At 54.8% G+C, this 26,485-nt stretch carries 21 protein-coding genes; 11 read left to right on the top strand and 10 right to left on the bottom strand.

Annotation, left to right across the window (positions count from 1 at the left end; genetic code table 11):
* Positions 1 to 28: 28 nt before the first annotated feature.
* Positions 29 to 391: a response regulator gene (locus FYC48_RS02260; protein WP_149495061.1), complete on the top strand. Its 363-nt coding sequence runs from the start codon at positions 29 to 31 to the stop codon at positions 389 to 391.
* Positions 392 to 470: 79 nt separating this feature from the next.
* Positions 471 to 932: a hypothetical protein gene (locus tag FYC48_RS02255; protein ID WP_149495060.1), complete on the top strand. Its 462-nt coding sequence runs from the start codon at positions 471 to 473 to the stop codon at positions 930 to 932.
* Between the two features lie 235 nt (positions 933 to 1,167).
* Here the strand turns inward: FYC48_RS02255 and FYC48_RS02250 are convergent, their stop codons facing one another.
* Complete coding sequence (locus FYC48_RS02250; protein ID WP_149495059.1) at positions 1,168 to 2,001, bottom strand: polysaccharide deacetylase family protein; 834 nt, start codon at positions 1,999 to 2,001, stop codon at positions 1,168 to 1,170.
* An 11-nt stretch (positions 2,002 to 2,012) separates the two neighbouring features.
* Entirely contained in the window at positions 2,013 to 3,125 is a 1,113-nt protein-coding gene (locus tag FYC48_RS02245) for a GNAT family N-acetyltransferase (protein WP_149495058.1), read from the bottom strand.
* 547 nt (positions 3,126 to 3,672) lie between these two features.
* Here FYC48_RS02245 and FYC48_RS02240 point away from each other — a divergent pair.
* From FYC48_RS02240 to moeB, 4 genes are all read left to right on the top strand, one after another.
* The gene (locus FYC48_RS02240; protein WP_149495057.1) at positions 3,673 to 5,187 is read left to right on the top strand and encodes a lipopolysaccharide biosynthesis protein; all 1,515 of its coding nucleotides are present in this window, start codon (positions 3,673 to 3,675) and stop codon (positions 5,185 to 5,187) included.
* A gap of 439 nt (positions 5,188 to 5,626) precedes the next feature.
* The gene (locus tag FYC48_RS02235) at positions 5,627 to 6,385 is read left to right on the top strand and encodes a HesA/MoeB/ThiF family protein (RefSeq protein ID WP_149495056.1); all 759 of its coding nucleotides are present in this window, start codon (positions 5,627 to 5,629) and stop codon (positions 6,383 to 6,385) included.
* Positions 6,386 to 6,415: 30 nt separating this feature from the next.
* Positions 6,416 to 6,685 carry a MoaD/ThiS family protein gene (locus FYC48_RS02230; RefSeq protein WP_149495055.1) on the top strand — a complete coding sequence of 90 codons (270 nt, stop codon included), beginning with the start codon at positions 6,416 to 6,418 and terminating at the stop codon, positions 6,683 to 6,685.
* An 8-nt stretch (positions 6,686 to 6,693) separates the two neighbouring features.
* Complete coding sequence (gene moeB, locus FYC48_RS02225; protein WP_149495054.1) at positions 6,694 to 7,842, top strand: molybdopterin-synthase adenylyltransferase MoeB; 1,149 nt, start codon at positions 6,694 to 6,696, stop codon at positions 7,840 to 7,842.
* Here moeB and FYC48_RS02220 read toward each other — a convergent pair.
* The 6 genes from FYC48_RS02220 to trpE form a co-directional block, all read right to left on the bottom strand.
* A complete protein-coding gene (locus FYC48_RS02220; RefSeq protein ID WP_149495053.1) occupies positions 7,832 to 8,476 on the bottom strand; it encodes an ABC transporter ATP-binding protein in 645 nt (214 codons plus the stop codon). The genes moeB and FYC48_RS02220 overlap by 11 nt on opposite strands.
* Positions 8,473 to 9,390, bottom strand: a complete 918-nt coding sequence (locus FYC48_RS02215; RefSeq protein ID WP_200836516.1) for an ABC transporter permease — start codon at positions 9,388 to 9,390, stop codon at positions 8,473 to 8,475. Before FYC48_RS02215 ends, FYC48_RS02220 begins: the two co-directional genes overlap by 4 nt.
* Positions 9,387 to 10,907, bottom strand: coding sequence for a molybdate ABC transporter substrate-binding protein (gene modA / locus FYC48_RS02210; RefSeq protein ID WP_149495052.1), 1,521 nt, complete (start codon positions 10,905 to 10,907; stop codon positions 9,387 to 9,389). The genes FYC48_RS02215 and modA overlap by 4 nt, the downstream gene beginning before the upstream one ends.
* Before the next feature lie 16 nt (positions 10,908 to 10,923).
* On the bottom strand, positions 10,924 to 11,946 hold the full coding sequence (locus tag FYC48_RS02205; RefSeq protein ID WP_149495051.1) for a hypothetical protein: 1,023 nt from the start codon (positions 11,944 to 11,946) through the stop codon (positions 10,924 to 10,926).
* A 29-nt stretch (positions 11,947 to 11,975) separates the two neighbouring features.
* Positions 11,976 to 15,884, bottom strand: a complete 3,909-nt coding sequence (locus FYC48_RS02200; RefSeq protein WP_160149281.1) for an outer membrane protein assembly factor BamB family protein — start codon at positions 15,882 to 15,884, stop codon at positions 11,976 to 11,978.
* Positions 15,885 to 16,065: 181 nt separating this feature from the next.
* Positions 16,066 to 17,643, bottom strand: coding sequence for an anthranilate synthase component I (gene trpE / locus FYC48_RS02195; RefSeq protein WP_149495799.1), 1,578 nt, complete (start codon positions 17,641 to 17,643; stop codon positions 16,066 to 16,068).
* Between the two features lie 448 nt (positions 17,644 to 18,091).
* On the opposite strand from trpE, the gene FYC48_RS02190 reads away from it, so the two are divergent.
* Together FYC48_RS02190 and FYC48_RS02185 are read left to right on the top strand one after the other, a co-directional pair.
* The gene (locus FYC48_RS02190) at positions 18,092 to 18,619 is read left to right on the top strand and encodes a UvrB/UvrC motif-containing protein (protein ID WP_149495049.1); all 528 of its coding nucleotides are present in this window, start codon (positions 18,092 to 18,094) and stop codon (positions 18,617 to 18,619) included.
* A complete protein-coding gene (locus FYC48_RS02185; RefSeq protein ID WP_230780106.1) occupies positions 18,616 to 19,707 on the top strand; it encodes a protein arginine kinase in 1,092 nt (363 codons plus the stop codon). Before FYC48_RS02190 ends, FYC48_RS02185 begins: the two co-directional genes overlap by 4 nt.
* A 115-nt stretch (positions 19,708 to 19,822) precedes the next feature.
* Here FYC48_RS02185 and FYC48_RS02180 read toward each other — a convergent pair whose 3' ends face one another.
* Positions 19,823 to 20,287, bottom strand: a complete 465-nt coding sequence (locus FYC48_RS02180) for a superoxide dismutase [Ni] (protein WP_149495048.1) — start codon at positions 20,285 to 20,287, stop codon at positions 19,823 to 19,825.
* Positions 20,288 to 20,445: 158 nt separating this feature from the next.
* Between FYC48_RS02180 and FYC48_RS02175 the strand changes: the two genes are divergently transcribed.
* The 3 genes from FYC48_RS02175 (at position 20,446) to FYC48_RS02165 (ending at position 25,056) form a co-directional block, all read left to right on the top strand.
* Positions 20,446 to 22,452 (top strand): NAD(+) synthase, encoded by a 2,007-nt coding sequence (locus FYC48_RS02175; RefSeq protein WP_235034028.1) that lies wholly within the window; start codon positions 20,446 to 20,448, stop codon positions 22,450 to 22,452.
* On the top strand, positions 22,427 to 23,248 hold the full coding sequence (locus FYC48_RS02170) for a S1 family peptidase (RefSeq protein WP_235034027.1): 822 nt from the start codon (positions 22,427 to 22,429) through the stop codon (positions 23,246 to 23,248). The genes FYC48_RS02175 and FYC48_RS02170 overlap by 26 nt, the downstream gene beginning before the upstream one ends.
* Positions 23,249 to 23,637: 389 nt before the next feature.
* A complete protein-coding gene (locus tag FYC48_RS02165; protein WP_149495045.1) occupies positions 23,638 to 25,056 on the top strand; it encodes a hypothetical protein in 1,419 nt (472 codons plus the stop codon).
* 179 nt (positions 25,057 to 25,235) lie between these two features.
* Here the strand turns inward: FYC48_RS02165 and FYC48_RS02160 are convergent, their stop codons facing one another.
* The gene (locus FYC48_RS02160; RefSeq protein ID WP_149495044.1) at positions 25,236 to 26,132 is read right to left on the bottom strand and encodes a hypothetical protein; all 897 of its coding nucleotides are present in this window, start codon (positions 26,130 to 26,132) and stop codon (positions 25,236 to 25,238) included.
* Between the last annotated feature and the right edge of the window lie 353 nt (positions 26,133 to 26,485).

The following is a 26,485-nucleotide window of genomic DNA, read 5'->3' as shown; positions in this document are numbered from 1 at the left end:
GGTGAATATATTTTCAGAAGGAAGTTAGATGAAGATCTTAATCGTTGACGACAGTAAAGCGATGCGAATGATCGTCACTCGCACGCTCAAACAAACCGACCTGAGCGATTTCACCGTCATCGAAGCCGGGAGCGGTGTCGAAGCGCTTGAAAAACTTGAAAGCGAGTCTCCCGACTTGATCCTTTCCGACTGGAATATGCCGGAGATGAAAGGGATCGAACTGTTGCAGAAGGTACGTGAAGCCGGAAACAACATTCGCTTCGGATTCATTACGTCTGAAAGCTCGGTCGAAACTCGAAAGCAGGCGACCGAAGCCGGTGCCGCCTTCCTGGTTACCAAACCGTTCACCGCCGATTCGATTCAAGCCGCTCTTGAGCCAATTTTGACTTAGTCGTCGGTGCCAATTTTCCATCCACATCCAAGCCCTTTGGATGTCTTCGTTCCCCATCTTTGCTCTCGGAAGGTCAATCATGACGACTGCAAGTTCTAACGTTACCGCCGAAGATGTCGGCTCTTTCCTATCAAACCTGCTTGGACTGAAGATTCAATCCAACGATTGCGACAACGATGTCGAGCCCGCCGCGGTCGCCGTCTATGTTGACGACGAAGGCAACCCGGCTGGATACATCGTGACCGACGTCGCATGTTCGGCAACGCTGGGTGCCGCTTTGACCCAAATCCCTCCAGGGATCGTCAAGGAAAGCATTCAGACCAAGCAAATCGCTGAGAACCTTCGTGAGAATATCGGCGAAGTTTTCAATATCGCGGTCAATCTGCTGCCGTCACATGAATCAAGCCATTTGGTTTTGCAAAAAGCTGACTACGAAGGTGGTATCGAGCTGCCAGCTCCGGACAAGATTTCGCTTGATCACAGTTTCGAACTGGATGTGCAACGCTACGGCAAAGGAAAAATTCGCTTGATTCAGTGCTAAAGTACGATCGCTCTGCGAGCAAACTGAACCACGAATTAGTACGACAACGCCGGATGAATGACTTTGGTCAAGCATCCGGCGATTGTCGTTTCGGCGTCTTTGGTCAGACGGTAAAGACCAAGCAATCAGCCGTCGCTCTAAGGGGGCGAGAACGCTTGGTGGACCCGAGTTGGCGGCAGCGTCTACGTTGCCTTTAAAGCTGACCGCCAGTGCTCGTTGCTGCCGAGAAAACCAATCAATCCAAAAACTTGAAACCACGGCCAATCGAAGTCTTTCGCGGATCGATTGTCAACCAATTCTTGAAGCGAATGAATTCGGGATCGGCATGGATTCGCTGGATATGGTAGGGATCTTCGCCTGGAAAATTGTACGCCCCGTACGCCGAACAAACGCCTTTGAGTCCCATCTGCCGTGTCAAATCGACGGCCGCCTGACTCATGTTTTCCGGTTTGCCGTAGGGAAACGCGAAGTATCGAATCGGACGCGAGATAGCTTCGGACAGTTCTTCGGTCGCCGTGACGACTTCGTCAATGAGCATCGCCCGGTCGGCGATGCCACCGACGTCACAATGGGAACGCGTATGGGCTCCAATTTCTACTCCTTGCTCGGCCATCCACCGACAATCATCGATGGTGTTGGTCGGTAGTGGGATCCCGCGTTTGAGATCATGTGGAAACGCCCGTTCCCCGTCCATGAAGCCGAAGGTGACAAAGTATGTGACGGGGATTCCCAGGTCCAAGAGCAGCGGGATCGCGAATTCCATGTTCTCGGCGTAGCCATCATCAAAGGTGATCGCAACGGCCATGCGGTCATTGTTGCCGCTACTGACCCGCCGTTGGAGATCGGGCAGCGAAATCAGCTCGAATTCCTGTTGCAACCACCGAATTTGGCGTTCGAAGTCGGCACAGGAAATTGACCAGGGATTGGGATGCGCATCGGCGACGCGGTGATAAAAAAGCGAGCAAACCGGCAACTGTCCTGTCTGCCGGAGTTTCTCACGAGACTGCTTGCGCCACCAAGACGTACCAAGGTAGTAAGCGTGTAACCCGATTTGCCGAGTGTCTAACATCGTCCCGGCCTTTAGGTTCTTGATGTTCCGAGACTAATGCCCGATTTGACGATGTTCTTGAAGGTGACACCGGTTTTCGAAACCTGTTTGCGAATCTGTGCCAAGCCGGAGCGACTGTACGTGCGGACCACTTGGGTCGCGACTTCTTCGGCTCGCCATCGCAATTTGTATGGTTCATCACCGCGCATCATGTCGAACGTCTTGCGGCCAGATTCGATCGACTCACGTATGGTGTGACAAAACACCGATAGTCCCGGACGCATCGCTGAGGCATCCGGATCCATTCCCGACTGATAAAAAGACCACGTGTCCTGGTCAGCAATCGCAAAATGGGCACAGACCGGCTTGTCGTTGGCGTACGCAAGGTAAAACTGCAAATAGCCGGATTCGAGCAGCCGCGATGCCGCCAATTTCAGAAACGTATCGAAGCCGGGGTAGTCGAAGCAGTTTGTCGTTCCGGCATCATCGCGGCGTTTCTGATGCAGGGCAACAAACTGGTGCCAATGAGAATCTAGCTCCTCGCATGTCCGGATACGGTCAAGCTTGAGTGTTCCGTCTTCGATCTGTCGAAGCGACTGGCGGATTTCACGACGTCCGCTTTTCGACCGAAGCTGAACGTATTGGTCCCAGGAATCGGGAAGTGGAACGGCAAAACAAGGGTCGCCGGATTCGCGTTCGACGTCTAAGCCGGCTTCGTTTAACGCCGTAGCTAACTGGTTGATCGTTTCGTCTTTTAAGTCGACGCCGACCAATTCCAGCGAATCCCAAAGCGATTGATGTTCCGGGGCCGTCAACCATCGGGCAATCGCGTAGGTCACACGTTGTTTATTTCCGGCACCCACGGAAATCGTTAAATGGTCCGTGCAGGCTTTTCCAGATCCGATAAACGCAATCGTCCGGCCGCCGATGGCACGTCGTTGCAGACACCAAGGAGCGATACCGATGATCTCGTCTTTTTGGTAGACGGCCAAGAGAAACGGGGATGCCGTTGATTGAAATGCCTCTAGCCAGCTTCCCATCCATTCAAAACGCTGGAACGGATGCGGTGCGAGTCGATTGATCGCTTCGATCACGTCATCCGATAGTAGTTCCGAGCGATCGATCAGCTCGATGCGAAGGGGCATGATGAATCCTCAGTTCCTCGAAACGACAAGGGAGTTTGTGTCTTTTTCGATTCGCACGTCTCGAACAGCATGCATGCTGTCGTGGTTGACTACAGTTTTTGTAAGATTTTGATTCGGTCTAAGTAACCAATTCGAAAGCCGAGATCCGAAAACGCGAGTGTCGGGGCTGCGTTCCCCAGCCTAGGTGAAAACTGCAACCTGCAGCCACCACCCTCGGGCGATTCATTCGCATTGATCGGTTTCCAGAATGGGGTCTTTCGACTCACGAGATTCTCATGGGCGAGCTAGACCTCATGAAACGTGGGTTACCCTCTGCAAGAGGCAAACCGACATGGGCCTTCGGGTGCCCAACTATCGCAGTCTCTTTGATCACGGCAACGCTTGGTCGTTAAATACCTCACAATCGATTCGACTTTGTGATCGTGTAATCGTTGGCGGCGCTACAGGCATCACCGACTTTGCATTGCGATGTAGCGTTGACCATCAAACCACCGATGTCGAAAGCCATCGAAAGCGACGGTCGTAGCGGGGGAGCCGCGGGGAAAAGATGAGTCGAGCCACTTCCGAATCGGTGCAGCAACCGAGAGGACGCAACACCGCAGCAGACACGTTTTCGAAAAGTGTGCTTCTGATCGCTTGCCTAATGATCGCCCAACGCGCGATCGGCTTCTTTCGTAGTTTCTACGTGTGTGGTGCCCTGTCTGCAGATGAAGTAGGGCAATGGGACCTGGCTTTCAACTTCCTAATGTTGGCCGCTCCGTTGACCGTCTTGGGAATCCCCGGTGCGTTCGGCCGGTTTCTTGCAAAGTACGAAACCCGCGGCGCGCAGAAGCAGTTCTTGTCACGAACCTTGTCCGCTTGTTTGATCATGACGGTGCTGACGTGCACGTCGCTATGGTTGTTCAGTGACGTGGTTGCGGAGTATTTTTTTGGCAACCCTGACGACCGATCGTTCGTTCGTCTGCTAGCGATTGGTCTACCCGCCGTTATCTTTTTCAATTTCGCAAGTAGTTGGTTTAGTGCCAAGCGACTGAATCGATTTGTCTTCAGAATTCAGTTTATTCAAACCCTGTTCTTCGCACTCGCTTGTGTCACGACGCTTCGGCTGTTTACAGTTTCTGCTCAATGGGTCGTTGTCTCCTACCTGGCATCCTGCTTGGTTGGCGTTCTGTTGGCATTCGGCTATGTCATCACCGACCGAGAGGGCGAGACTTGTGATTCACAGGCCATCAAGGATGACCAAGCAACCTTTTGGCGGTCGTTATTGCCGTTCGCCATTTGGGTTTGGGTGGGGAACGCGCTAGAGAATCTGTTCTCGCTCTGTGATCGATTGCTATTGGTGAACTTTTATCCGAATCCAGATGTTGAGATTCAGTACCTGATCGGCCAATACCATACCGCATGCATTTTCCCATTGTTGTTGATGTCGATCGGAGCGATGGCGGCATCAACGGGGATGCCCTACCTTGCGAAGGACTGGGAGGAAGGTCGAACCGAATCCGTTGGAAGGCAGATGAACTTGATGATCAAGGCGGTCGGATTGATTTGCCTAACCGGATCGGTGGTCGTCATGTTGGTCGCGCCGATTCTGTTTGGCGAACTTTGGAAAGACAAATTCACACTCGGTGAAGCCTTGTTGCCATTGACCTTGTGTTTCTGTTCGATCGGCGCCGTGTCTGCGGTCTCGCAGAACTACGTGTGGTGTATCGAAAAGGCATGGATCACCAGCTGCTTCGTCTTATTGGGACTACTCGTCAATTTCGTTGCCGGATATTTGTTGATCGGGCGGTTCGGTATCAATGGTGTCGTCGGTTCGACCTTGGTGGCGCATCTGGTCGTGCTGTTGAGCGTGTTTGGAATTTGTATCCGCTATGGTTTAAAGCTCGACAACGGCGTTATTCTGATCGGAATCGCATTACTTGGTATCGCCGGCGGCAAAGCATCCGCGTTGGTAGGGTTCCTCTTTATCGCGGTGTTGCTGTTATGGACGTCGATGATCATCGATGCTCAGATGCGCCGATCTTTGATCGAGCAACTCAAGCTGCGATTGCGATTGGTGTGACCGTGCTTCGTTGATTTGGAAGTGAACCGGTTGTGAAGAGACGCTGATCCTCCCGAACCTTAACGTACTCCGTCACTATTCGGATTGACGATCAACCGAATGGCGTTAGTCGTGGATTCCGTCCGATAACGGATTCCATGCAATAACGGGGCTAACAACCGTCGCCGGATAAATCGAACCCAGACATTTGGTCTCGACGGCGTACTAGCCGGTTCATGCAGACTGCGGTTAAAGTATCCGGGGTGCTTCAACAGACGTTGGCTACGGAGCCTTCCGGTGGCATTGGCTGCTTGCGATGGAAGTTGTGCTCGCTCCATCGACTTCCCGCTGATGGGCGGGTGGAATGTTGAATTCGCTGAGAAGGGCTTACTGAGAAGGGCTTTGGGACCGAAAGTTCTACTTGTGGCAATGCATTGGCTCGCTTAACGATGAAGATGGTATGAAGGAACCGCAGGGACTCACCGAACAAGAGCGTCAGACGTACCAATGGCAGATGTGGGTCGATGATTTTGGAGAGGCCGGCCAACAGCGTTTAAAGTCAGCGTCGGTCATGATCAGTCGTGTCGGCGGGGTGGGAAGCGTGGTGGCTTATGAGTTAGCCGCTGCCGGTGTTGGTAAGATGGTGCTGGCTCACGCCGGGAATGTCAAACCGAGTGATCTCAATCGTCAACTGTTGATGACACACGATTGGATCGGTAAGCCACGGATCGAATCAATCCGCCGTCGCCTGCTTGATCTCAATCCACGATTGGAACTGGTGACTGTCGGCGAAAATGTGAGTGAAGTGAACGCCGCCGGTTTAGCGAGCCAAGCAGATCTGATCGTTGATTGTGCGCCGTTGTTTCCCGAACGTTTTGCGATGAATCGACAAGCGGTCGAACAGGGGATTCCTCTCGTCGAGTGCGCAATGTACGAACTCGAGGCACAGATCACGACGATCGTGCCAGGGCAAACGGGCTGCTTGGCGTGCTTGTATCCCGAGGCTCCACCGAGTTGGACACGTCAGTTTCCAGTCTTTGGTGCTGTCTCGGGTACCGTCGCTTGTCTGGCGGCGATGGAGGCGATCAAGGTCATCGCGGGAATCGGCGAGACGCTGCAGAACCGCCTGCTAAAGATGGACTTGCGTGACATGCGTTTTCATTCGTTGAAATTTAGCCCACGCGCGGACTGTGGCGTCTGTGGATCGATAAACTCTTAGTCGGACATCATCGTCCGAATTGATTTTTTAATGAACATCATCATCCCGACTGCGTTTCGAAAACATACCAGCGGTGCCAAGGAGGTACCCTCGACCGCCGACACTGTCGGCCAGGCGATCGAGCAACTGGTTGTTGAATACCCAGCTCTTCGTGAGTATCTGTATTGCCAAACGGGAGAAATCGCTTCCTTTGTTGGTGTCTTTGTCAACGATCAAAACATTCGCGACTTGGACGGTGATCGAACCGTCGTGACCGAGCGTGACGAAATCCTGCTGGTACCCGCGATTGCGGGAGGATGAGTGATTCGATGTCTTTCACGAAGCCGCTTAGCAGGGATGAGCATCTGCGTTATTCCCGGCATACGATTCTTCCCGAAATTGGGATCGAAGGCCAACAGAAACTAAAATCTAGTTCTGCATTGGTTGTCGGTGCGGGAGGTTTAGGGTCACCGGTCTGCCTCTATTTGGCGGCGGCCGGGATTGGAAGGATCGGCATCGTCGATTTTGACCGAGTTGACGAGTCAAATTTGCAACGACAAGTCATCCACCATTCTTCCGATGTCGGTCGTCCCAAGGTGCAGTCGGCGGCGGGGCGGATTGCCGAGATCAATCCCTTTGTCAAAGTGCAACCGTTTCAAGAAAGGCTCTCAAGCAAGAATGCTCTTCGGATCGTGTCCGACTATGACATCGTCATCGACGGTACCGATAACTTTGCGACGCGATACCTTGTCAATGACGCTTGTGTCATGCTCGGAAAGCCGAACTGTTACGGAAGTATCTTTCGTTTTGATGGGCAGGCCTCTGTGCTTTGCCATTCCGAAGGACCGTGTTATCGCTGCCTTTATCCACAGGCCCCCGATCCTGGATTGATACCGAATTGCGCCGAAGGAGGTGTCTTGGGGGTGTTGCCCGGATTGGTGGGCACGATCCAAGCTACCGAAGCGATCAAGGTGCTACTAGGGATCGGAGAGCCGTTGATCGGCCGTATGTTATTGATCGATGCGCTCGACATGCAGTTTCGGCAATTGAAAGTTCACCGCAGCCCCGATTGTCCGGTTTGCGGTGAGCATCGTTCGATCACAGAACTGATCGATTATGACCAGTTTTGTGGTGGCGAGAATAAGCGACCAGAACCGCAAAGTCCGTACGATATCGAGCCGACCGAACTTCAACAGCGGCTTCAAGCGAAGACTCCGACTTTGGTGTTGGACGTTCGCGAAGCTCACGAATACGAAATTTGTAATCTTGCTGGGACATTGATTCCGCTCGCCGATCTTCCCGACCGAATGTCGGAACTCGATCCGAATGCAAGGATCGTCGTGCATTGCAAAATGGGTGGGCGAAGCGCCAAGGCTGTCAAACAACTGCGAGAGGCCGGATTTAAAAACGTCGAAAACCTTCGCGGCGGGATCATGGCATGGAAGGAACAGATCGATCCGACTCTGCCTAACTATTGATCGGTCTCGTCGACAATTCACCTCGATGAAGCTGGTACCGCACGTCACCGAGTGCTTCGGCTTCGTCTCGGTTGTGCGTCACATGCAGGATGGTGACTGTCTTCTTTAGCCGAGCAAGTAGCGATTGGATATCTTTTCGTGTTGCATCATCGAGTGCGCTCAGAGGTTCATCGAGAAGCAAGATTGAGGGGCGGAACGAGAGGGCGCGGCCGAGCGCGACACGTTGTGATTCGCCGCCGCTCAGGTGAGTCACCCGCCGCCGCAACAAATGATCGATCCCCAACAAGTCGGCCATTTCTTCGATCCGGTCATTGATCCGCGATTTTGGCCATTTTCGCAGACGCAGCGCAAACGATAAGTGTTCGGCGACGTTCAAGGTTGGAAACAACGCTAGGTCTTGAGGGACGTAGCCGACTTCGCGATCGCCGGGGGGCCAGCCGGTCATGTCTTGCCCGTCCATCAGGATTTGGCCGGCGGCGACTTTTCGGAGTCCGCAGATGGCTTCTAGAATCGTTGTCTTGCCACGTCCCGTCCGCCCCATGAGTACCGCATAGGTTCCCGCCGGAATCTGCATCGAGAGGTGATCGAGCCGAAATTCTCCCGCGACGATCCTGACGTCTTTCAGCTCGATCATGTGTTTAGCCCGGTCCCGAGTAATCGCAGGATCAACAGGACAACGATCGCCATGGCGACCATCAAAAGGGAGACGGCAACGGCAGAGTCCAATTCGCCGACGCTGAGTTCCAAAAACACGGTCGTCGATAAGACCTCTGTCCGCATTCGCGTTGCTCCGGCGAAAACAAGGATCGGCCCAAATTCCCCGAGTGATCGCGCCCAGGCGATGGTAGTGGCCGCGATCATCCCACGTCGAGCCTGTGGAAGAGTGACGGTAAGAAATGCTTGCCCGCGAGTACAGCCAAGTGTTCGCGCGACGTCTTCGGTTCGCGGGTCGATTTGATCAAATGTCACTCGCATCGTTCGCACCGCGAACGCACACGCCACCGAAAACTGGGCTAGGACCACGGCAGGCCAGCGGTAAGTCACCGAAAAGCCTCTATCGCCAAGGAAACGCTCCAGTTGCCAGTCGCCGATGGGTTGATGGAACAATATTAGTAGGCTCAATCCGAGCACGAGCGGTGGCAGCACGATTGGAATGTCGACGATCGTATCGATCAGCCAGCGCAGCGGAAATCGATACCGGCTGAGTAGATAGCCCAGTGGCACCGCGACCCACAACGAAAGGATCGCCGCCACCGAACAACTGGTGATCGTCAACCGCGTCGCCGCAATGATTTCCGGCTTGCTGAGCGCATCGCGAAAATCCGAGAGCGAAGTAAACCGCAGGTCGGCGACGAGTAGCAAAACGATAAGCAAGATGAACGTCGCCGAAATGCCGCTCATGACGATAAAGAACGGCGCATCGCTGCGTTTGCGAACACGTGATTTCGGGGCATCGTCGGGCGTCGCAGCGACCGATTTTGTCTGATGTGACGGTGTCGGTGTGGTTGACGAAAAAGCAGTCGCCTCTGCCGAATCCGATTGACTCATCGACCGGCTGGCTCCAATTGCCAACTGAAACCTTCCGACTTGAATGTGTCTTGCGATTCGACACTGCAGATTCTTTCAAATAGCCGGCTCGCCAATTGAGGGTAGGGGGATTCCTTAGCTACCGCCCATGGTTGTATTGCCGTACTGCACTCGATGCCTTCGATTCGAATCGCATCCAAAAAATCGGCCGCACCGGCCGCATTGCTCAGGTAGGCGACGGCGGCGTCGAGCGATCCCGTTTGCAATTGATTGACGAGCATGTCACCGGTCGGAGTTTGGACCGTCACGTTCGGCATAATCTCTTGCTGGACTCCACCTTCGCGAAACGTGTTTTGCGTGATCCATCCCATCGCGCACTGCTTTTCATGTCCGATTCCGACCCGTAAGCCTTCGCGCGAAAGGTCTTTCAACGAGCGGATGTTTTTCGGATTCCCTCTTTGGACCAAGATGACCAACTCGTTGTTGCTGACCGAGACTGGCTCGGGAAAGAGGTCGTGGACTTGGTTCATGAATTCTAGATCGCAAGCAAAGTAGGCATCGGGCTTTTGACCGGCTTTCATCTGGGCGACCAAAATGCCACAGCCGTTGTAAACTCGATTGACTTTAACTCCTTCACGCTCTTCGAATTCTCGAATCGTGTCTTCGATCGCGGGGCGTAGCATAGATCCGGCGAAAACTGACAGTTCCGGGGTTTCCGCCCATTGGTCACCTCCTTCGACTCCGAAACCGTATTGCTCGTACAACTCCAGCCCACGGTCTTGTGCCGTGACATAGCGGGCGAAGTGAAGGGCCGTGGTGGGTTGCTCGGTGCTTTTAACGACACCTAAGGCAATCGTTGACGAGGCCTCTTTGAGATCGTCGATGACAACTTGGTCGACGTCTTCAAAGGTGTGAAGGACGGCGTCGTATACGATTCCCGCGTCGGCAGCACCGATGGCGATGTCACTGACGACTTCATTGACGGTCGCACGGACCGCGACGGTGGAAGCTTCAAGGTCGGACCACTTCGATTGAGCGGACAAGACATCTTTGGTGACCTTGCCGATAGCCGCAGTTTCCGGGTTCGCCAATACCAAGCGAACATCATCACGCTTCAAATCGGCGAGTGACTTGATGCCTTTTGGATTGCCTTTGGCGACCGCAACCACCGCTCGCATTTTCGCAATCGGAATCGTTTCGGCTACGAACCCCTTTTCTTCGGCCATGGCCAGATAGCTATCGTCGGCTGGCAAAAATAGATCACCTTGACCGGCCACCTCGATCGACGACAGTAATGTTTGCGATGGGCCGTATTGGATATCGACTCGGGTGCCACATTCGTCTTCATAGCGTTCTTTGATCGCTTCCATCACGGCACGGTTGCTCGCGGCGCAGAACAACATGATTGATGCTTCGCTACCGTCGGCATTCAGTTTGGGTTGTCGCGGAACGGTGCTGCCACCGGGGCGGCTCATCGCGTAGACCAATCCGATGAGGGCAAAAAAAGACGCCGCGATCCAAATCAAAGTACGGTTCATCGCAATCTAAAGATCTCTATTTTCGACCGGGGGGGATCGGGACCAGGGTCGGTGGTTGGTTTGTTCCTTCGATATTTGACCGATCGGGCGGTCGATTATCTACTCCTCCGAACAATTCTGAGTCCCATTCACAATGAATTAACAAATCGAACCCAGGATTTTGTTCTTTAACTTGGCACGAGCAAGCACCGGCTAGGTATTCGGTAATCTGCCTCACCATGGATTCGTCAACAAGCCTCGCCGGAAGGACTTCCAGTGCCCGCCCGCGACCGAACACGGGAACGATTATCGGATCATCTTCTTGCCAGGGTAGCGGCCCCAAGCTGGTCAACGCGTCGATCAAATAGGGATCTTCGTTTTTCTTTGGGTCGATCTCTAAGACACTAAATTGCATCACTAAAGGGACGTCCGCATACAATTCTGATCCCGGAAGTCCGATACCTTCGGGCAGCTTAATCTTTGATTGCAACGATCGAAAACTGTCCCGCAGCAGCTTCGTCGCGGCGTCGTTTTTCGTCGCATCGGGTGATTTGATTAGCAGCCAAACCACGCTATGCCCGGCAAGCAGGCGTCGTTTTAGTTCATCGCGAACGGCTGATCGAATGATCGTCTCCGGGGCAACGTCACGAAGAGGACTCCTGAAATACCTTCCACCTCGTCCTCCGTTTCCCTTCGTGCAGACGGTCAAGTAGGGCATCGCAGAAACCTGATGCTTCAATCTTGACCACAAGGTTTCATAAGACGCATCGATCGGTTTCGTAACGTCGACATAAATCAGTTTCGCATTCAGGCTGGAGTCTGGCCCGCTGGCAAGATCGGACAATTGTTTCAATTTCAGGGCATCCGATTCTGGAAGATCACCTTTGCCAAAAACGACGATTTCGACGGGATCGGTTTTCCACCGTTCGAGGGCATAGCGGAAAACCGGGATGTTGCACGCTTTCGCCGATAGAGCGAAGGCCACAAGGAATAGCATCGGTGTGAACCAGCGAATTCCTACGGTAAAGACTCCAACTCTTAATCGCTGAAACTCTCTCATGGGATGTCGTTGCCTCAGGGAATGTTGGGTTACTGCTCGACGCGTTCTCGTTTTTCAAAACAAATCAATCCGCCGTCCATCGTTGACAGGTACAGTCGGCCGCCAGCCCCCGCCAGGCCATCCCATGTCGGTAACGATTCGATTTCAAGGTTGCCTTCGACGTTACCCGTATCGATATTGACCGAAAGTAATTTCGCGCCTTCGGCACCAGAAAGAATCTGGTCTTGTTCGTTGAGTATCGCTTGGACTTTGGGATCGCTTTCGCTGAGTTGCTGGAATGTTTCTTCTTCGTTGATCGAATCTCTGGGACCGACGACGAACAGGTTGTTGCCGGCGAGTACCATACCGCGGACATAGATCGGAACGTCCTGGGCCCATTTGGGATCAACTAAACTGTTCCCTTGGCGATTGTTCCCGCCGCTTCGCTTTTTGTTATTTCGAGCGATTTTGAATTGAATGCCTTTGCCGTATTTGCCATCGACAATCGTTCCACCGTCGATGGTGCCGCTGTTGCGTTGCAGGCTATGATCGCGAGCGGTGCCGTCATCAAAGCTGACCGCTAGCACGGCATCGGGAGAAATCTCTTGTCCGTTTTCGTAGCGGCGCAGAATTTGTTCGTCAGTTGCGGCGATGAAGTACAAACGTACTTCGTCGATCACGCCACTGAACTGGCTAGGCGATTGATAGTCACCGACGGCGGTCATGCCGTCGGCACCGACATCTAAGCCTTGCGCCGGGTCGACCGTTAGTGTTCCAGTCGTTTTTCCTTCGGTTACCAATTCGCCATCAACATATAGTTTCATCGAGCCGTCGACGTCGAGAACTCCGACCAGGTGATGCCAGCCGCCGACAATGCGATTGGGACCCGTGATTGTTTTCAGTTTCTTCTCGACGCGAACATGGAACTGCGGTTTTCCGTTGTTGAGCGATAGGGCGAAACCTTCGGTTGGCCCCCCGCGAGCGATCACAACGCCTTGGGGACGAATCGTCGTCATCCAAGCTTCTACTGTGATCGGTTTGCCGGCCGGATTCAGGCTCGCAGTTTTTGGGAACGACGCCGATGGAACCGAAGCCGCGCCGCCCCGCCGTCCAAAGTTCTCTGGGATTTCAGGTGGGTTTTGTTCGGCGGCAAACAGCTGGTGCTCAAGAACCGTCGTCCAGCGTAGGTATTGCGGTTTGCGTCCGTAGCCATAGACGTAGCCGTTACCCTTGACCAGGATTCTGCCTGACGGAGCGAAGCGTCCGGCTTGGTAGTACCCGCCATGACCGCCGGCGAAACTTTGTCCCATCACCCAGTACGAGCGATGGAACCAAGTGTCATCAAGGAAGCCCATCGGGGCAAAGAGATGCGCGTCATCCCCGCGCTGCTTGGATGCTTGGGTTGCGAAGTCCCCGGAATTCGGGCCTATCTCTAATCGATTGCCGTCGAAGTCGAACTTCTGGGATTTCATATAAAGGAATCGCCCATCGGTTGACAGGATATCGGGCAAGCCGACGGGCATCTGCAAGATCTGCAGTTTTTCCTGAATGTTATTTCCCGTCTCGGGGTTGGTTTCATCCAGGATACGTTCGAACTGTTGTTGGCCCGTTGCCAAATCAAGTTTGATCAAACGCAGTCCTCCGTCGATGAAAATCGAACGTCCGGCGACGCAGTAAACCGATTCGTCGTGAATCAATACGCTGCCGTGAACCGGCCAAAGAGACTCGAGTTGTTCATAGGCCATCGCACGGCGATCCAGCGGTGCGGCTCGGTATCGCCACACCAGCTTCCCTTCCTCGGTCAAGCAATAGACCCGGCCATCGGCACAGCCAAAGACCACTCTCCCACGCCGGACCGTTGGTGGTGAATCAATGCGGCCGCCCGCGGTGAACGACCACAACGTTTGTCCGTCATGTTCGTCGATCGCATGAAGGGTGTGTTGATCGATCTGGGCAACATACACACGTCCCCCGGTGATAACCGGTGAGGTCAAACGGCCACCTAGGTTAACTCGCCATTTCGTCTTCAAAGTTGCGTCGATCGGGCCATTGGTCGTGCCGCTGCGATTGGCATCATGACGGTACGTTGGCCAGTCATCGAGCGGTTGATCGCCGGCTGCGAGCAGAGCTGTACCGTAGGCCTCGCCTTGAGTCAGTCGTCCTTCTTCGGGGACTTCGTTGGGAATCGGACGAGTCGGCGCGACCGGGGCCAGGGCATTGAAGCCGTATAGCTTTGCTTCCGGGTAACACGCGCAGTTGTGAGGCGGCGCGTAGGTCAGGCCGTTGCATGGCAAGACACCGTAAAGGCAGCCGCCGCGGACCCAGTGATGAATATCCCAATGTTCCTGCTTGGGATCGACAAACTCGATACCGGTACGCGAAGGCATCAAAAAGTTGTCGGTCGCCTTGGCGATATAGCAGCGGTGATGGAACCAGTAGGTGTCGACATCAGGAGCGAAGGTCTTTTCGACTTTGCCGGTTTTGGGATCGCGTCCGGTGTAGACGCCGGAATCGCGCCCGCTGGTCAAGGGAGCCAGCCAAACTAGGCCGTCGACGACCATCAAGTCTTGTGGCGACTGGTAGCCACTGTTGGGGAAGTCGGCTTCCCAAAGGCGTTCGCCGCTCTTGGCGTCCAAGCTGACCAGTTTGCCATCGCCGCCGGCGTACAGCGCGACATCGTCGTGTAAGACCAAGCGGGGCCCGAAATTGAAGGTGAATGAATCTCGCCGCGTGACCGAATCACTCCGCCAAACTTGTTCTCCGTCGTGGCCGTTGACGCAGACGATGTGTTCGCCATCATGAAAGAAGACCTTGCCGTCGCTTGCCGAAAGTGACAGCGGCGAAACGACCGACTTCTTGGACCAGAGCCGTTCACCGCTACTGGCGTCAAACGCCATCAGCACACGTGGTTCTTCGTTCCAGAGGATGCTTCGAGAACGCGCTTGGTCTCCAACGGTGCCAAACAATGGCACGTAGTTCTGCAGTTCTGCTTCGCCTTTCCGGACAACGAGGTACAGTGTCTCGCCGGTCGAAATGATCTCTTCGGTTGCATCGCTGTCGGCGTACTCCTGCAACACTTCACCGGTTTCGGCATCCAAGGCTACCAATGGGGCGTTATAGCCAAGTGTCGCGTAGACGCGGTCTTCGGTGCAAACGAGTCGGCGTGCGAGTTGACTGGGGCCGCTCTTTAACGGCCATAGGTGTGATTGCCATGTCGCGATGTCTTTTTTCCAAAGGATGGTTCCGTTGAAGGCATCGCGCGCGATCAATTTCCATTTCGAAGGCAACTGAATCGAGATGCGACTGCCTTCGTCCATGATGTAGAACATCCGTCCGCCCGCCGAAACCAAAGCGCTCATGCTGGCCATTCGATCGTGGTGCCGCGACCAACGCGGCGAACCAACCCATTGCAGGTGACGTGGCGGGGCAACCACGTCATCATGGGCGACCGAATTGCCAGTCGGGTCGTGCAGGTAATGCGTCCATTCGTCAATGTTGTCCGGCCGTGGTTTGACGCGTCGTTCCCATCGGTCGCCTTGCTTGATCAGTGCCACGCCGTTTGGGACGAGCACTCGCAATAGTTCGTCAGTGGTCAGTCCCGCGGTCGACTCGGCGATCAAGAGATTGACCATGTTGTCGACGTAGGGCAATTGATCACCGTCTAAGTGGTCGGCTGAGATATCGCCGTAGTCACCGCTCGATCGAAGTCGCGTTCGGAACCGATCAACGGCAGCGTCATCATCCAACAGGACTTGCAGTTGCACCGAGTCACCGCCGCCGAGTGCTTTGGCAAGTTCTGGATCTTCACAGCCCAAGTGGACGAAGAACCCGGCTTTGATCCCCGCGTTGTCCAACAGCGACTGGGCGTCCGCAGAAGGAGTCGCCGCGTGCGAGTGTGCGGCGAAAAAGAATGACACCACCAAACCCAACAATGGGCGAGACAACCAACATGGCCGCATCGTAAAACTCCGGGCAGAGACAGGGACGGTCGGATCGACCGCCATTGTAGCCGAGTGTTTCGCCCCTCGTTGGGTCGGGGGGGGGCGACTTCGCCAGAAGTTTCGTTTCCGCCGTGAATCTTTGCGCCGTAAATCAGTCCGCTTTCGATCAACGTAGGCACAGAAAGCTGCCGCGGATGATCTAAGAGTTACTACCGAGACGCTGCACGGTTAGTTCGATCGCGGTAATCAACGCTCGCGCCTTGTTCATCGTTTCGTCGTACTCGGCATCGGGGTCGCTGTCGGCGACGACACCGCAGCCGGCTTGGACATGGACCGTTCCGTCCTTGATCACCATGGTACGCAGGGCGATGCAGGTATCCATGTTTCCCCGATAGTCGACCCAACCGACGGCGCCGGCGTAAGGTCCGCGTCGATGAGGTTCGATCTGATCGATAATTTCCATGGCGCGTACCTTCGGGGCACCGGAAACGGTTCCGGCGGGAAGTGCTGCCTTGAGTGCGTCGAATGCGTCCAAGCCCTCTCGCAGTTTGCCTTGCACTTCGCTACTGATGTGCATGACGTGGCTGTAACGTTCGACGACCATCACCTCGGTCAATTCGATCGAACCGAACTGTGCCACTCGGCCGACATCGTTGCGTCCCAGGTCGACCAGCATGACGTGTTCGGCACGCTCCTTAGGGTCGGCTAGCAACTCTTGTTCGAGCGCCTTGTCTTCCTTCTCGGTCTGGCCACGCTTCCTTGTACCGGCGAGCGGTCGTACGGTGACGATGGAGTCTTCGACACGACACATGATCTCGGGTGAGCAGCCGACCAAAACGCAATCGCCGGTTCTCAAGTAGAACATGAAGGGGCTCGGATTGACGACCCTCAGGGAGCGGTAGATCTCTAACGGATCCACCTCCGTCTTCACCGACAGACGTTGGCTGGGGACGACTTGAAAGATATCGCCAGCACGGATGTATTCCACGCACTGACGCACCGCATCGCAAAACGTTTCACGGGTGAAGTTCGATTCAATCGTCAGGGGTGACTCCTTCGCCGATTGCCGCCATACCGATTCATCCCAGGCGGCGGGCTGGAATTGATCGCCACCGGTTCCCATCAAGCGATCGATGGTTTGATCGACTTGTTCGGACGCTTGCCGATACACCTCCGACGCGGATGATTCGTCGTTGATGTGACGGCAATCGGCGAGGGTGACGACCGTGATCGTTTTGTCGACATGGTCGAACACACAGACCGTGTGATAGAACGCAAAGTCGAGATCGGGGATACCGCGATCGTCCTCGGGTGAATGGGGCAAGTCCTCGACATAGCGGACGACATCGTAGCCGGCATACCCGATCGCACCCCCGACAAAGGGCGGCAGTTCATCAAGCTGCGCGACCGTTTTATCAAGGTACTTGCGAAAAGCATTAAGCGGATCGGGATCTTCGAACTCGTCAATTACTTGGCCGCGTTCAAGGTCCAGCACCTGCACTTGCCGGCGTGTCGCGGCAAACCGCAAGATCGGCTCGACGGCCAAGAAACTATATCGGCCGACCTTTTCGCCCCCGATCACACTTTCGAAAAGGCAGGCACCGCCGGTCGTTTCGGCCGGTGACGTGTTCGATCGGCTGCTTTGACGGGCGGCACCATCAAGGCGCCGGAAAGCGGTCACGGGCGTAAGGGCATCGCTGAGTAGTCGCCGATAAACGGGGACAAAGTCATACTCAGTCGCCAAGGCGGCAAAGGCGTTTGGGGTCGGGTGATGCATCGTCAGATGAAGATCAGGAACGGGGCGACTGCTTAGTGGACTCGAACAACAGGGGGATCCGGCTGCAATGAAATCTCGCACGATCCTGCCAATTTTGGCCTTTTCAAGCGGATTCCCGCTAGTGTTGTCCCCCGAGCGTCCGACGTGTAGGGGGCTGACCGATGGAAGCCCGCCGCAAAACACGTCGCAGCGACGGCAGGCGACCTCCGCAGCGGTGGTGATGACCGCACGAGCTGACCACGTTTTTATTCGTCCCAGCAGGACTTCACCACCAGCGGGAAGGTTCGGGGGAACTCCGCCCGGTTTTGGTCGTGTCGCGATGCCCCCCAGATGATCGCCGATCGTGACGCCTTCAACGCTGCTGGGTTGGTTTTGCATTCGGCGAGCGATAGAATCGAGTCGGCCAAAACGCGAACGATCAATTTTAGATTCGAACCGGTAGCAAATCATGAAGTGCCAATTCTGCGAAAAACCGGCGACCTTCCATATCACCGAACTGACCGAACCGACCGGGCCCCAGGTGATGCACCTTTGCGAAGAACACGCCAAGGGGTTTCTGCACAAAGGCGCCAGTTCTCCGATGGCGGCGATCGCGACGGCACTTGCGAAGCAACTCGGACAAAGCGGCGATGACCTTGAAGAGCTCGATCAGAAAGAATGTCCCGTTTGCGGGATCACGTTCCGCGAGTTTCGAAACAGCGGTCGTTTGGGGTGCCCGTACGATTACACGCATTTCGAAGCCGATTTACGCCCACTACTGATCAACGTTCATGACCGCACCGATCACGCCGGCAAACATCCTCAGCGGTCTGCCGGGACAGCCGACTCCCAAGCTCGGATGATTAAACTGCGGAGCGAAATGGAAGAAGCGATCAAGTCGGAGGACTATGAACGCGCTTCCGAGCTTCGCGACGAATTGAAAAATATGGCCGCCCCGCTGAATCCACCTAACACTGAAACGGATGACCAATCGTGAAACGTGACGCTGACTTTGAACAGCTTGCACGCTACACCGGCGAATGGATGCGAGGCGAAGGCCCTGAGTCGGATATCGTGATCAGCACCCGCGTTCGCTTGGCACGCAACCTCGCCGACTTTCCTTTCATTCGTCGCTGCAGTGACGAAGACCGGTTGAGTATCGAACGGACGGTTCGCTCGCGGATGGAAACGATCGCCGATCGCCTCTGGGAATCGGCCCAATATGTCGACCTCGAACCGCTCTCGGAAATCGACCGGCAGTTGCTGGTCGAACGGCAGTTGATCAGCCGGGAAATCGCCGACTCCGATGGATCTCGCGCGGTCGCTTTTGATGCCAGCGAAGGCTACAGCGTGATGATCAATGAAGAGGATCATTTGCGAATCCAAGTGATGCGTAGCGGATTGGATATCGAGAACACTTGGAAGCAGGTCAACCGAATCGATGACATGCTCGAAGAAGTCGTGCTCTACGCCTTTCATCCCCGCTACGGATACTTAACCGCCTGCCCGACCAACGTCGGCACGGGACTGCGGGTGAGCGTGATGTTGCATCTGCCCGCGTTGGTGATCACCGAACAAATGGATCGCGTGTTCCGCAGTATGCAACGAATCAATGTGACCGTTCGCGGCCTTTACGGCGAAGGATCACAGTACACCGGTGACTTTTATCAAGTCAGTAACCAGGTCACGCTGGGCTACACCGAATCAGAATTATTAGACTTGGTCGGCAAAGAAGTCGCCCCTCGGATCATCGAGTACGAACGCAAAGCACGCGAAGCGCTGTTGAAAAACAATCGCGATGATCTGCACGACGAAGTCAGCCGTGCGATGGGGATCTTAAGTACCGCAAGAAAAATCAGCAGCGAAGAAACGATGCACCATCTGTCCAAGATTCGGCTGGGCATCAGCATGGGCTTGATCGACAAACCCGATGTCAAAATCATCAACCAGTTGTTCTTGCAATCACAGTCCGCCCACCTGCAGAAACTGCAAGGGCGAATCCTTGGTACCGCCGAACGTCACGCTCGCCGGGCGAGTTTCTTGCAGCAGCACCTTTCCGGAAAAGACGACGCGACATGGAATTGACCGTTCTCGGATTGACTTCGTGAACGTATTTTGAAAGCCGGTTGGATTGGTCCAGCCGGCTTTTTCTCTTCTGGGGTGACGTGTCTTGCGTCGCAGCAGGGCTCTGAGTGACCGATCAATGCGAATGTGCAAAATCGGGCTCTTTGCCTTCGTAAACGCGGTAAAAATCGAAGATCGCTTTTTCAAGTGCTTTTGCGGTCGCCGGGTCGGCAGATTGCTTGCACTTCATCGCACCGACCATCACGGCGTGCGCGGCAGTCAGTTTCTTGGTGTAGTTGTCGCCATCGGCTTTAATTCGCTGAGCCATGAAGTACGCGGCGATCGTGCTTTGGATCTTTGTCGCGTGCTCTTCTTTGGTGGTGACCCAGCGAGCGGCCTGATTGATCGCCTGGGCTTCTTGAAGGTTTCCTTTAGCGATTTCGCCGACTTGCGATTGCGCCTTGGAAATCGTCTGCGTGTCTTCAAGCATTTGCTCGAAACGCATTTGGTCGCCATAAATGCCACACGGTACTTGGCAGTGGGCCGATGCGATCGACGCGGTGAACATCAACGCCAGAGTAGTTGTCAGTAATCTAGTCATGTTCAGGTTTCAATTTGAGGGCGAACGAGAATGGGGTGATGGGGTTTGGGCACCCTTCCGCGGTCAAATTATAGCTGATGGGAAGTCGTCTCGTGAAAGCCGCCCCATTACAATGTCGCCGGTCCGATTATGAAGTAGTTCCAACCGATGGCCGCGTTTTGCCAACTGATAACGAAGCATTTGAACATGGGATCTATCGCGTCCTTGCGGCGGCGCCTCACGTTTCGGTGGGGAATCCGCAGCAAAACGCAAACTCGATCGGGGCTGTCATTGATTCGAGCGATGCCGATCTGATTGTTTTTCCCGAACTCGGGCTGACAGGGTACACCTGCGGAGATTTATTCGGTTGTCAGTGGTTGCTCACGGCTGCCGAGCAACAACTAATCGAACTGGCTCGGCGAACCGCGGGCAAGGCTGTCAGCGTCGTGGTCGGGTTGCCACTCCGGGTTGCGGGATCGTTGATGAATGTCGCCGCAGTCTTGGATAGTGGCCGGATCGCCGGTGTGGTGCCGAAAACATTTCTACCCAATTATCGCGAATTCTACGAAGGCCGGCACTTTCGCCCATCCGGTCCTGGGGATCCCAATCACGTATCGATCGATGGTGACTCGGTTCCTTTCGGCACCGACTTGTTATTTCGATGCGGCGAAGCGGTATTGGGGATCGAGCTATGCGAAGACCTTTGGACACCGAATCCGCCCAGCGGAAACCAAGCAATTGCCGGTGCGAATGTGTTGCTGAATCTGTCGGCTTCCAATGAAACGATTGGCAAAGCGGAATGGCGTCGTGACCTAGTTCGTTCCCAATCCGGGCGGTGTATCGCCGGCTACGTATACGCCTCCGCGGGCCCCGGCGAATCATCATCGGACTTGGTGTTCGGCGGACATTGTTTGATTGCCGAAAACGGAAGTTTGCTCGGCCAGTCGCGGCGGATCGGTGACGGGGAAACCCCGCCTTATGTCAAGGAAACCGAAGTCTGCTGTGATCTTGATTTGCAACGACTTGCCCACGACCGTCGTCTTGTCAGCTCGTTCGATGATGCGATCGATCGTCAATCAAACTCGTTTCGCTGGGTGGAGCTGAGCAATCAAAAACCGGCGAAACCCGCTCCAACAAAGTTGCGGCGATACGTCGATGCGCATCCGTTCGTCCCGGCGAAGTCGGAGGAGCTCGCCGATCGCTGTGCAGAAATTTTTGCGGTCCAGTCGGCCGGCCTGGTCAAACGCCTTTCGTGTCTATCCAAGACAACGCCGTTGGCAATTGGGATTTCTGGTGGTCTCGATAGCACCCTCGCGTTGTTGGTGGCGATTCAGGCTGTCGATGCCGCCAACTGGCCACGGACGAGTCTCGTTGGAATCACCATGCCTGGTTTTGGAACGACCACGCACACCAAAACGAGCGCCGATCGATTGATCGAACAAACCGGGATCACCGGCGAATGCATCGACATTCGCCAACTTTGTCTCGACACTTTTCGGTCGCTTGGACACTCACCGCTAGGGATTGAGATCGATGAACAGACGACGGTACAGTCGCTGCAAGAGCGGCTCTATCAGGTTCCCGAGGATGCGGCCGACCTGACGTTCGAGAATGTCCAAGCCCGTATCCGTACGATGTTGTTGATGAACCGTGGTTTCGTGCTCGGCACCGGTGACATGAGTGAACAGGCACTCGGTTGGTCGACCTATAATGCCGATCATATGTCGATGTACAACGTCAATACTTCGATCCCGAAAACGTTGGTGCGATTCTTAGTTCGATTTGCCGCCGACCATTATTTCCAAGGCGAGACGACAGAGCTGCTTCACCGTGTTGCCGACACGCCGATCTCGCCCGAGTTGCTGCCTCCGGGACCTGACGGCGAAATCCGACAGAACACCGAAGCGTCGATCGGAGCTTACGAATTGCATGACTTTTTCTTGTATCATTTTGTTCGCAACGGCTTCGATCGCGACAAGATTCTTTACCTCGCGACGCAAGCCCGTTTTGATGGCGACTACGATCAAGCAACGATCGCGAGCACGCTCGATCAATTTGCGACGCGATTCTTCCGCAATCAGTTCAAGCGAAATTGTGTTCCCGATGGTCCCAAAGTCGGTTCGGTCAGCTTGTCACCGCGCGGTGATTGGCGAATGCCAAGTGACGCCGATCACCGCGGATTTTAGACCGCATCGATCTGTTACCCACCTGAAACCTTTAATCACGCTTCTCGTTGGCATTCTGGTACCGACGGCAATCAGCGTTGCAGATGAAGCAAGGGGCATTGATCGACTGGACCGGGTCGCTTGCATCGAATCTCAGGTTCCATCGCAGCCAAACACTCGCAAGTTGTGCTCTGTCTTCGTCGTCAGTGCGGGGGCTCGGCTATTTCTTGTTACCGCCGGTCATGCCTGTGCAGAGACCAGCGGCGAAAGCCGACTTCGTTATCGCGACGCCCGTGGCGGTTCACAATGGGTGACGTTGAGATCGTTGGTTCCTAAGTCTTCGAATCCATGGCGACGAGATCCGACATCTGATTTTGCGATCGCGGAGATTCATTCACGTGAAGGCAACGAAGTTTACCTTTCGCATCTTGATGGACTTTCGATCCCTCTTGAATCGCTCTCTTCCGACACACCTCGGCGAACAACGCCGATTGTCACGATCGGATTTCCTCTCGGGATGGGAATTCAGGATGAGGTTTCGCCACTTGCGGTCGTGGGGCACATTGCTTCGCGAGAGACCTTGGCCGAAAGTCGCTGGGGAAACGAGCCGGTCGTCTTTTGCACTCCCCCTCTCGCCCAGGGAACCAGTGGCGGTCCAGCATTTCTTGCGTCTGAGGCGAACGACTCGTTGACGGTAATCGGGATGTATATCGGTGTCATACGTGATTCCACCGGGGCAAAGTTATCGAAAATGGTGCCCGCTCATCTGATCCGTAAGAGCATCAAATCGATGATCGCAGAATCGAGTGTGGATTGAGTCGGCGATCATGAGTGCGTGGATAATGGCGACTTATGCTTCGTTTCATTTGAAAATACGGGTTCGAGTCACCAGCCGACGGGCGTGAGCCCCGGTTATTGCACTGAAACCGTGACGAACGCTGTGCGGCTATTTCTAAAATCGAGTTGGAACGAGCATTCGCTGACTCGTGTTAATCCTTGACGGTTGTGCCTGTCCGAGCTTCTGTTCTGAATCGAAAGCTCGTTCGCTTGTCGACGGTTAAGTCTATTGCCCGTCCGCCCCCAAGTTGATTCGGAATGATCGGTGAGGATCTGGTTGGGCCATCCGCTATCAGATGACGACGCCTTCTTCTACGCAAGAGATTCAACGATTGAATCTGATTGGCGTGACCACGCAAGGAAGCGTTTATGTTGCAACGATCTGTTCGAGTACAAAACCTGCGTTACGCACTACTGGCATCGCTCACCCTCGTCGGAAGTGGTTCTGGCTTCGCGCAAACGGCAGCGACTCTCTCTCAATCAACGCCGGCGGGGACACCGCTCCGGTCACTTCTTGCACCTGCCCCGGTCACTCCGACCTTCATCAGTCCGGCGACCGATCGAAGGATGATTACGCGAGACGGCGCGGGGGCGCCTCGGATCAATCGGTACGTCGATCTGCATCAATACGACCAGTCACAACCAACTCGGTCCGCGTCCACGCCAGCGTATACGCTCGCCCAGCACGATGCCAATGCAGAGATCGTTGAGCGGTCATCGCAAGGCCAGGTTCGTCGGAATCCTTTGATCGCTGACGTCGCACCCAAGTTGCGGCAGTTTCACGTCGATGATCGCCAGTTACGAATTCCCGTTGATTCGAATCATCAAACACTCTCGGGAGCCTTGGTTGTGCGTGATCCGGTGATGCCGGAACGCATTTTCGAAGACATCGATGAAGTCGTCGATGTCTTGTCAGATGTTGACTCATCCGACGTCGAACGATCTCTCGGCGAAGCGCGTTCGACGGCGTCCCATGGTGGTTTTGGGATGCTGGCGATCGATCAACTTGGGAGTCATCTTCCGATGGATGAATCGCTGCCGATCGAACCCACTTGGGACCGCGACCGGCTGGCGACCGACTTGGTTCCGTTGCCAAAAACGCAGCTCGCGATGAAAGCTACGCATCCCAGCGATGCCGATTCGGTAGCAGGTTCGGCGACGCAGTCACCGCCCAGCACGGACTGGCTGAATCCACGCAAGAACACCGCGGACCTTGCCAACGTGATTCGTTCGCAAACGGTCAAACCAGATGAATCGACCGGATCGTCGAACTGGGCGGCGCGTGCAACTCAACTCGAAACAACGGAATTAGAGGAACTTAACCGATCGACTCCGTCTCGTGAATTATTGGTGACCAGTGAGAGGTTACCTTTGCTTCCGGCTCCAAATGGTCAGGCTGATCGGGGTGACGTCCGAGCATTTTTAAGCCCCGAGACTGGTCCGAGAGTAGATCGGCTATTTTCAGAGGCATCTGGAGCATTCGGGCTCGATCAACACGACGAGTCGAACCGCCGTGACGAGTCCGATGCCGATGAAATTGCATCGCTGGAGTCGGCGCCCGGGGAGGCAGCGACACCGACACGCCTCGTAGCCCGAGAGCCACACGCACCGATCGGAGCTCCGGCGACCTCGCCGACACTTGCCCAGCGTTTCTCGATTTGGACGAAACGGTTGGGGCCTGATCAAGCGTCGGCACAACCGGTATCGACACCGATCGAGCAGAAACAAAAAGGCATTTTTAGCCACTTTTTGCGAAGGTCAGAACCGGTGTCGCGTTCGGGGCGGTGATCACTGTTGCTGATCAGCGACGTTCGTTCCAAAGCTGTTCGCAGGTAAACGAGGAACACTTCGTTCCATTTGAAACTACGGTTTCGTGTGATCAGTCGACGGGCGTTGGCGCCAGTGATTGCAACGAAACCGTGGCGAACGCCATGCGGCGAATCCTAATCTCAAGTTGGCACGAAGCACTACTCACTCAAGACGGACTTTCCGAGTGGGTTGTGACGCGCGGTGTGTGGCACATCGACGAGTTCTTCGTTCATGCGTGCTCGGTATTCCATCAAACTATTGGGACCTTGAAAGCCGACAACGGTCTCGTCCCAGTTGAGTTCTTTGCTAATCATGTGACCGGCATCAAGATCGAATTTTATCGTTCCGTTGCTCAGTTGTTGAACGACCTGGGCACGCACAGACTCTTCTTTGATTGGCGTCAGCGGTTCGCTGCGAATGGACAGCGTGGCGACGCCCGACTTGACTTTTTCGAGGGTGTAGAGTTCGCGGATTTTGATGGGCTTGACCAAGCCATCGTCCGTTCGCGTTTTGATCTCGCGAGGGATCGACCAGGACTCGCCGATTGCGATCGGGTTTTCTGGAAGAGCCAACGTTAGTGAGCCCATGCCCAGGGAGGCTTTGCTACCGCCATGGTCTTCGCGAGCGGTCTCCTGACCGCGTGCGTTGACAGAAATGGTCGACAATGTTTTTCCGATTTGTTCGGCAACCTTTGAAAATTGAACCGGTGCGTCGTCGCCGGATGTGCTCGACCAGCGGATTTCTTCTTGGTCACCTTGTTGCTGGGTCATCTCGACAGCATCGACGACGTGATCGAAGGTCATGTCTTTTTCGTTGACATCTTTCACATCCCAATAACGTTGGCTGACGGTATGAACTTGTGAGACTTCTTCTTGGCCTTGGATGCGTGTTTTGGTTTTGGCGACGTGAGTCACCTCGTAATTCAATCGTTGACCATGATCGAGAGCATACCGAAGCGTGTATTTTTCGGGCTCTCCATCGGCGGCGCCGACTTTGGCAACTGGGAAAGACACAAAGAGTGCGACGATGGTCAGAAAAACAAGTAATCGGGCCACGGTAGCGAGTCTCCATACGGATGGCGGGTGGGGATACCAAGGGCATCATGCCGACGGTCCCCGTGAAACTCGCAGAATCGGGACGCCAACGCAAGATGGATCTCGCGGCGTTTTGAACCATTGCATCGAGACCACTGAATGCCTGGCCGGCTTCCGTTATGGTGTGAACGTTGGTTTCAGGAGTGATCCGGTTGACGTCTTAGCCGGCCACCTACGGAAGCAACTTGTGAGTCAGCATTGCTCGCCCCGATGGATACGACTCTGACGTGGCGAACGCGATTTGGCTGATCGTGAGAGCGATTCTAGTGCGTTGTTCCATTTGAAAAAGCGGGTGCGAGTCTTCGGCCGACTGG

Source organism: Roseiconus lacunae, assembly GCF_008312935.1.
In the GTDB taxonomy this organism is placed as follows: domain Bacteria; phylum Planctomycetota; class Planctomycetia; order Pirellulales; family Pirellulaceae; genus Stieleria; species Stieleria lacunae.
The sequence above is the reverse complement of the archived record's forward strand: the minus strand, read 5'-3'. Positions and strand labels throughout refer to the sequence as shown.